The sequence below is a fragment of the Aquiflexum sp. genome (assembly GCF_977115555.1).
This window is the reverse complement of the sequence record NZ_CDSBKL010000204.1, coordinates 1-7445: the sequence shown is the minus strand read 5'-3', so window position 1 is coordinate 7445 and position 7445 is coordinate 1. Positions and strand designations below refer to the sequence as shown.

Sequence of the window (7445 nt, the reverse complement as noted above, 5' to 3'; positions counted from 1 at the left end):
ATTTTCTCGGAAGGCTTTTCCCCACAAGAGAATATCATCAAAAGCACTAAAGCAAGCAGAATTCGTGGAAAGGATTTTTGGAGCATAAAACAAAAATAATAAATTAGTCGAAAATATTTTTCCTATATATGAAACTTTTTTAAATCAAAGAAAGTATATTGCATTGATATCATTTTAATATCATAACAATATGGAAAAAATAACTAAACCCCTTTCTGGCTATTTGATGATTTTGGTGTTTCTTGCACTGATTCCGGCCACGGCATTTTCGTTTATTTATGAAGTGCATCTTTTGGGAGCAATCCTTGGTTTTGCCTTTATCATGATCACACCGGGCTTTTTTACTTTGCAGCCCAATATGGCCATGGTTCTTGTCCTCTTCGGTGCTTACAAAGGCACTGTAAAAGACACAGGCTTCTTTTGGGTCAATCCATTTATGACCAAAAGGAAAATATCCCTCCGAGTGAAGAATTTTGAAAACAAACCCCTCAAAGTCAATGACAAAATCGGTAACCCTGTCATGGTCGGCACGATCGTAGTCTGGCAGGTTGAGGACACCTTCAAGGCTTCATTTGAGGTGGAGGATTATGAAAATTTCGTGCATTTACAGACAGATGCCGCAGTCCGAAAAATGGCAGGCTTGTATCCTTACGACGATTTTGAGCATCAACATGCAGAAGTGACACTGCGGTCAGGAGTGGAGGAAGTCAACCATTCTTTGGAAGCGGAAATCATCGACAGGCTGAAATCCGCAGGGATCAAAGTCATCGAAGCCCGTATTTCCCACTTGGCTTATGCCTCCGAAATCGCCTCTGCCATGCTGCAAAGACAACAGGCTACTGCTATTGTTGCCGCAAGGAGAATGATCGTAGACGGTGCTGTCGGCATGGTCGAAATGGCATTGGAAGACCTCAAAATCAAAGGCATCATCGACTTTGAAGAATCCAAAAAAGCCGCAATGGTCAGCAACCTGATGGTCGTCCTTTGCTCTGACCGAAGCGCTAGTCCTGTTCTGAATGTTGGAACGCTTAACCAATGATCCATGGTACTCAATGAATCCCAAAGTCTCAAGGATACCTTTGTCGTCTACCTGATCCTGATGCTGGAGGTCCCGACACTTATCCTTATGGTTGTCTTTTGGAGGACAGGAAAATTTGGAGAGGATGGCTATATACCTGTCCTCTTCTTTCTTGGATTGCTTACCCTTACGACTTGGTTTATTTTAAGCATGTCCCTGCACACCAAAATAGACAGTTCAGGTATCCAATACAAAAGCTTTCCTTTTGTCAACAAGTGGAAAATTATCCCAAAGAATGACATACAAAATATCCGAGTCAGAAAACTGGATGGCCTCTTGGAATATGGTGGGATCGGGGCAAGGTTGTCCAAAAAAACAAAGGCCTTCATATTTACTACTGAACATGTGATTGAGTTGGAATCAGGAGGAAAGAAATATGTCTTCTCTACCAAAAAGCCGACTTTGGCCAACAGCGTCATTGAGGATTGGGATTAAAATGCTACCGAATAAATTCAAGTATTATGGCAACGTACATTTTCAAAGAAACCCAGAGATTTTCCCAGTTGTGGATTTGGGTACTATTGGCGTTTTCGGCAGGAATCGTTTTGTTCAGTGTTTTCAATCCATATGAATCGAATATTAATGACATATGGATTCCGCTTGGCATCATTGGTCTTGTTTTCCTTTTATTTCTTTCCTTATCCCTTAAAACTAGGATAGATTCTACCTCTTTGTCCTTTAGCTATTTCCCTTTTATCAGAGAAAGAAAATATTCCTTCCAAGACATAGTGGCTATGGAGTTAAAAGAATACAACTCCCTGTGGGAATACGGTGGCTGGGGTATCCGGTATAATTTTGAGTATTGGGCCTATAATACAGGTGGAAGATTTGGGATAATTGTCAAGACCAAAGACAAAAAGTTTTTGATTGGCACCCACCAACCCGAAGAAGCAAAGAAAGCCCTTGCGATGTTTGAAGAATACAAATCACAAAATCATGGCAGCTAAGAAACCATTTGCCCTAAGGATAGATGAGAAACTCATGAAGGCTGTTGAAAAATGGGCGGAGGATGAGTTTCGCAGTGCCAATGGGCAACTGGAATGGATCATCTATGAGGCCCTGAAAAAATCGGGAAGACTCCCTTTACCTACAAAAAAAGACCCGGAATCTGAATAAGTTCCGGGTCCTATTTTTTAATCCGCATCAGGATTATAGAGTAATTGCCTGAATTCAAAATCATAGAGTGTCAACATCCTCAATTCGTAGAAAGCAGTCCAATAGTCGCGCAAAGATTGGATATAAGCCCTTCTGTTTTGGTCCTTTTCCTGTTGCGCAATATTGAGGTCTGTGATGGTTACATTTCCATTTTGGTAGCGCCTTAAGGAAATCTCATAGCGTTTATCCGCTACTTGATCGGAAAGTTTTGTGATTTCCAATCGGTCATGCATCATGTCAAAGTTTTTGACTTTGGTAAAAATCTCTTGCTCAAAATTAATGATATCTTGCTCTACTGTGTATTCCACCAATTGCTTGTTGGCTTCAGCCTGGCCCATACGGGCTTTATTTCTACCCCAATCCAAAATCGGGATAGAGAATCCAAGATTGAGCAATACCTGTCTATTTGGATCGACAAAAATATCCCCCCATGTCAACCCTGCATTGTTAAGGCCATAACTTGCATTCATCAGGACATTGAACCTTTCGCCTCTGGCTTGGGCCAATCCTGCTTGGGCTTCTAACTTTCTTCTATCAAACCCCATGGCATCGGCCCTGTTGAGAAAGGCAAATTCTATAGCCTCATCTACATTGATTTCCAAATCAGGTACAACTTGAGGCGGAATCAGGCTCAATTCGGCTGTCTCATTCAATCCTATATAGGATTTGAGTCTTAGACTGTTTGCTTCAAGGTCTAGGTTAGCTTGGGCCAAATCCTGTTTGGCTTGCAAAACCTGAAGTTCTACTTGGAGTAATTTGTCCTCATAGGTTGTGCCGATGTTATACCTTCCTTGCTCTATTTTGAGGATTTCCTGTGTATTACTCAGGTTCTTGGTGGCGATCTCAAGATTGACTTGGGAAATCAGATAATCGAAAAACAATTCTGTCACAGTCATCCCTATCTGTTCCATTTCTTCTACATATCCCCGTTTGCTTTCCTCATAAATTAGTGGTTCAATTTTTCTGTCCCATTTCAAAGGATTATAAGCAAAAATCGGCTGCGACAACCGCACGTTGACCGGCACGCCGCTCCATTGGGTCTGGGGAGTTCCAACGGGAGCTAGGAAGTTATCAAACTTGGTCGTGGAAGAATTGATGGAAATATTACCCCCTGTAGCGGCTATCTCCTGCTCGATTCCCAACTCCAGATCCATAAAATTTTGCCTTACTTCGCGGAATTCAATGGTTCCGTCAGGCTGGGTTACATTGTTAAATGCTTGAGAAAAGCCGGGGATAGTCCCGCTCAACCTGAGCTGTGGGTTGTAATTGGATTGGTAAAAACGGTAATTCCAATACCTGTTTTCTTTTCTGGTCTGTGCCCTGAGGGAAGCTGGAGACCTTGCTTTTGCACGGGCAACCATGTCTTCCAAGCTGAAGGTTACTTTTTCCTGTGAATAGGATTGGATTGGAAAGCCAAAAATCCAAACAAATAAAATGCTCAAATAATATTGTTTACTCATACCTTAAAGAAGTTATAGGATCTTGCATTGCTGCTTTTCTTGCCGGAGCGATTCCAAAAATCAATCCGACCGTCGCTGCTACACCAAATGACAACAATATGGAGGGTAAGGTAATGATGGTAGGAAAATCACCAAATGTGGACACCAAATGGGCCAATAATATTCCTAGAATCACTCCTATTATCCCCCCTGAAATACTAATCATGACGGCTTCAAACAGAAACTGATTCACAATATCGGATTTTTTTGCGCCCAACGAAAGCCTTAATCCTATTTCTTTAATCCTTTCCATCACAGAAGCCAACATGATGTTCATGATTCCAATGCCACCGACCAAAAGTGAAATGCCTGCAATAGCCCCCAAGACAATGTTGAAGATATTTTGAGTGCGCTGCTGTTGCTTCAGCAAGAGCTCGGGGATAGTAATTTCAAAGTCTACCACCATCTGATGTCTTCTCTCCAAAAGCTTGGAAATCACCTCCGCAGTGGGATTGAGGGATTCACTCTCTACCACCTGAACTACTACTTTGTCTATCTGATGGTAATTGGGATCTACCGAAAGAGAGGTGGATTCTTGATTCATAACGCCGGCGCCTGTGACCAAATCTCTGTTTTTGAACCTGATCAGCATGGTTTGGATAGGTACATAAACATCCATATTAAAATCCCGGATTCCCAATTTGGAAATACTTTGCTCTGATACCAGCCGCTCCTCCATCACACCGATGACCTCCAGCCATTGGTTTCCACTTTTGATCATCTTTCCGATTGGGTTTTCCTTTGAAAAAAATTTGGTCTGCACAGATCTGCCGATAATGCAGACAGGATCGCCTTGGAGAAGATTAGTTTCAGTAAACATTTTACCTTCCCTCAGCTTGAAATCCAACACTTCAAAATAGGCAGGAGTGACACCCACAAGTTTGGCTGATCTTCTGATCCCGCTTTTGACAAGATTGGTTTCAAGGACAATTTCAGGACTGATATTTTTGATACCCGGGATGGTCTTTAGGATGGATTCAACATCCGAAATCTTCAATCCAGGAGAATACTTGCCTTTTTCTTCTTCCAAGTCTGAGTCTTCTGCAAGGTTTTCTTCGATTTGATTGACAACAGGAGCAATAACAATGTTATTGACTCCGACAAGTCTGATCTGTTCGAGGATTTCTTGCTGGGCACCATTGCCTATGGCAAGCATCGCAATCACGGCAGCGACGCCAAAAATAATTCCCAAAGCTGTCAGCAAGGACCTTAATTTATTGGCTAGGACAGCTTCAAGGGCGATGTGGAAATTGGCTTTTAATCTTTCATTACTATCGAAATTGAGACTCATAGATACAGTTTAGTTTTTGACAGGCCTTATTTGATATCCAGGTCTCATGGTAGAATCTGCTTTCGAAATCACCTCATCCTCTTCTTGGTTTCTTTTTCCATTCAATTCTGCCAATAAACTGATACTTGCGTCTTTGGCCCATTCTGGGGTGGAAAGGAATATATCCTGTCCTTCTTCCAATCCCATTTCGATAATGACATCGTTGGAATTTGCCATTCCAAGTTTAACTTCCTGTTTTTTGCCGTTTTTGTGGTAGACATAATTGATACTGTCACTTTCTACATTGATGGCCTCCAAAGGAACATAGATCACATCGCTTTTTTCTTCTATCAATATGGAATTGCTCGTAGTCATGGCAGGACGAAGCAAGTCGTCACTTTCATTGATCCTGACAAGCACTTCAAAAACTTTTGCATCCGAATTTGGTCTCTGCTGACCCACATTGGCAACTTGGATTACCTGGCCTGTAAGCCTTTTATCAGGAAATGCATCAAGTCCAATCTGTACGGTTTGACCGACTTTGATCTTTCTGATATCGACTTCATTGATGTAAGTGATGCTTTGCATCGTACTGAGATCAGGCAAAGTAGCTACCACAGGATCCCATGAACTGATCTGAGAACCTTCCTTTACTTTTCCACCTCTTCCCTGTCTGTAAATCACCATGCCATTTTGTGGCGCGACTACAGTGAATTTCTCCAAGGCCTCTTCCATTTGGGATACTTCTAGCTCCGCCTCTCTCAATCTCGCAGAAACCTCAACCATCCTTGCTTTTTCCTGAAGAGTTTTGATTCTATACCTTTCATTAGCCTGTTGGAGATCCCTGATTGCCTTTTGGTAATTGTATTCATTTTGCTTGATAATGGCAGGCGGTTCATATTGGGATTGCTCCAAAACAAGTTTTTTGGCCCCTACTTCATAGTCGAGGTTGATCAGATTATCCCTTTCCAATCTCAATACCAAGGATGTATCCAATTGTGTTTGCTCGAAGGAAGCCCTTTCCTGCTCTAAGTCAAGTCTCCTGTCTTCCAACCTGCCAAAAAGTTCAGTTTTGTCAAGGGAAGCAATAAAATCCCCCTTCTTTACAACAGTTCCTTCATCTACCATCGTCTCGATGGTGAAGTTGCCGACCCTATACCGCCTTGCTTCTATTGGACCAAGAATTTCGATGGAATTCAGGGCCTGCAATTCCCCTGAGGAAGTGATTTCAACTTTGAATTGTCCTTTTTTTACCTCAGATAAAATCTCAAAACCGCCTTCTTTCCCGGTAGAGAAAAAAAACCAATACATCACGATCAATGCGGCGAAAATCCCTAAACCTATATAAATATACTTCTTTTGCATGCTCAGACAGTTATTTTGGTTGATTCAAAGTTAATGATAAGTAAGTCTAAAATCAGCCCAATAGGCATGCTATAACACCATTAAAGTAATTTTTAATTTATCCTAAGGAGGGAAACAGAAAACCGAAAAATTAAAATGCTTTTAATAAATTGCGCGCTTGTTGAGGAGTTTGTTTTCTCAGAAATCTCTTAAGTCCTTATATGAAGTCTTTGATCAGTTTGATTATCCGATATATTCCAAGGAAGTACTTACAGCTCGTTTCACACTTTTTCCTGCGGATTATGGCGGTTTTTTATCGTGGCAATCAAGTGACCTGCAATGTCTGTGACCATTCCTTCAGGAAGTTTTTGCCTTATGGGAGAAAAGGCCGGGACAATGCCCTCTGTCCAAATTGCCTCGCTTTGGAAAGACACAGACTGATGTGGCTGTTTTTGCAGCAAGAGACAAACTTCTTTACCGCCAACCTCAAAGTCTTGCATATCGCTCCCGAACTTTGCTTTATCGACAGGATGGAAGCGATGAAAAACCTCGATTACATTACCGCCGACATCGAGTCTCCATTGGCCAAAGTCAAAATGGATGTACATCAAATCCCTTTTGAGGCCAATACTTTTGATGTCGTCTTTTGCAATCATGTCATGGAACATGTCGATGACGATATTCTTGCCTGCAGCGAAATCAACCGGGTACTCAAACCTAACGGTTGGGGCATCATCCAGTCCCCTGTTTATGACATTGACGTTACTATAGAAGACAAAACCATCACCGATGCCGCCGAGCGCGAAAGGCTTTTCGGACAAAGAGACCACGTCCGCAAATACGGGCATGACTACGCCAAGCGACTCAGCCTTTCAGGATTGGATGTGCAGGAAAACCTTTTTGTCAAAACCCTTGATCCCGCTGTAGTCTTGAAAAATGCTTTGCCGGAGAATGAGGTGATTTTTTATTGTAGAAAAGGGAGATGAATTCAGAATGATGAATGGAAAATGGGGTGTCTGAAGATAAATCGATGCTTAATTTAAGTCCTTCCTTAAGCAATTCAAGTGCAAGGTCACTTATGCCAATAGGATATCTCTCT

8 protein-coding genes are annotated in these 7445 nt (G+C 41.9%); 5 read left to right on the top strand and 3 right to left on the bottom strand.

Going from position 1 to position 7445, the window contains the following annotated elements:
* The first annotated feature begins 190 nt into the window (after window positions 1-190).
* Genes ACZFYI_RS12645 through ACZFYI_RS12630 form a run of 4 tightly spaced genes read left to right on the top strand, consistent with a single transcriptional unit; the run spans window position 191 to window position 2194 of the window.
* A complete protein-coding gene (locus ACZFYI_RS12645) occupies window positions 191-1039 on the top strand; it encodes an SPFH domain-containing protein (RefSeq protein ID WP_462524494.1) in 849 nt (282 codons plus the stop codon).
* 3 nt (window positions 1040-1042) lie between these two features.
* Complete coding sequence (locus tag ACZFYI_RS12640; protein ID WP_462524493.1) at window positions 1043-1513, top strand: hypothetical protein; 471 nt, start codon at window positions 1043-1045, stop codon at window positions 1511-1513.
* Window positions 1514-1539: 26 nt separating this feature from the next.
* Entirely contained in the window at window positions 1540-2025 is a 486-nt protein-coding gene (locus ACZFYI_RS12635) for a hypothetical protein (protein ID WP_462524492.1), read from the top strand.
* Complete coding sequence (locus ACZFYI_RS12630; RefSeq protein WP_462524491.1) at window positions 2015-2194, top strand: type II toxin-antitoxin system antitoxin; 180 nt, start codon at window positions 2015-2017, stop codon at window positions 2192-2194. Before ACZFYI_RS12635 ends, ACZFYI_RS12630 begins: the two co-directional genes overlap by 11 nt.
* A gap of 17 nt (window positions 2195-2211) precedes the next feature.
* Here the strand turns inward: ACZFYI_RS12630 and ACZFYI_RS12625 are convergent, their stop codons facing one another.
* Genes ACZFYI_RS12625 through ACZFYI_RS12615 form a run of 3 tightly spaced genes read right to left on the bottom strand, consistent with a single transcriptional unit; the run spans window position 2212 to window position 6367 of the window.
* A complete protein-coding gene (locus tag ACZFYI_RS12625; RefSeq protein WP_462524490.1) occupies window positions 2212-3693 on the bottom strand; it encodes a TolC family protein in 1482 nt (493 codons plus the stop codon).
* The gene (locus tag ACZFYI_RS12620) at window positions 3686-5023 is read right to left on the bottom strand and encodes an ABC transporter permease (RefSeq protein ID WP_462524489.1); all 1338 of its coding nucleotides are present in this window, start codon (window positions 5021-5023) and stop codon (window positions 3686-3688) included. The genes ACZFYI_RS12625 and ACZFYI_RS12620 overlap by 8 nt, the downstream gene beginning before the upstream one ends.
* Window positions 5024-5032: 9 nt before the next feature.
* On the bottom strand, window positions 5033-6367 hold the full coding sequence (locus tag ACZFYI_RS12615; RefSeq protein ID WP_462524488.1) for an efflux RND transporter periplasmic adaptor subunit: 1335 nt from the start codon (window positions 6365-6367) through the stop codon (window positions 5033-5035).
* 200 nt (window positions 6368-6567) lie between these two features.
* Here ACZFYI_RS12615 and ACZFYI_RS12610 point away from each other — a divergent pair, with 200 nt between their 5' ends.
* Window positions 6568-7332, top strand: a complete 765-nt coding sequence (locus ACZFYI_RS12610; protein ID WP_462524487.1) for a class I SAM-dependent methyltransferase — start codon at window positions 6568-6570, stop codon at window positions 7330-7332.
* The last annotated feature ends 113 nt before the right edge of the window (window positions 7333-7445 follow it).

What these genes read in the sequence shown, in the direction of transcription:
- ACZFYI_RS12645 (WP_462524494.1), top strand. Translation starts at nt 191, where the DNA reads ATGGAAAAAATAACTAAACCCCTTTCTGGCTATTTGATGATTTTGGTG.
- ACZFYI_RS12640 (WP_462524493.1), top strand. Translation starts at nt 1,043, where the DNA reads ATGGTACTCAATGAATCCCAAAGTCTCAAGGATACCTTTGTCGTCTAC.
- ACZFYI_RS12635 (WP_462524492.1), top strand. Translation starts at nt 1,540, where the DNA reads ATGGCAACGTACATTTTCAAAGAAACCCAGAGATTTTCCCAGTTGTGG.
- ACZFYI_RS12630 (WP_462524491.1), top strand. Translation starts at nt 2,015, where the DNA reads ATGGCAGCTAAGAAACCATTTGCCCTAAGGATAGATGAGAAACTCATG.
- ACZFYI_RS12625 (WP_462524490.1), bottom strand. Translation starts at nt 3,693, where the DNA reads ATGAGTAAACAATATTATTTGAGCATTTTATTTGTTTGGATTTTTGGC.
- ACZFYI_RS12620 (WP_462524489.1), bottom strand. Translation starts at nt 5,023, where the DNA reads ATGAGTCTCAATTTCGATAGTAATGAAAGATTAAAAGCCAATTTCCAC.
- ACZFYI_RS12615 (WP_462524488.1), bottom strand. Translation starts at nt 6,367, where the DNA reads ATGCAAAAGAAGTATATTTATATAGGTTTAGGGATTTTCGCCGCATTG.
- ACZFYI_RS12610 (WP_462524487.1), top strand. Translation starts at nt 6,568, where the DNA reads ATGAAGTCTTTGATCAGTTTGATTATCCGATATATTCCAAGGAAGTAC.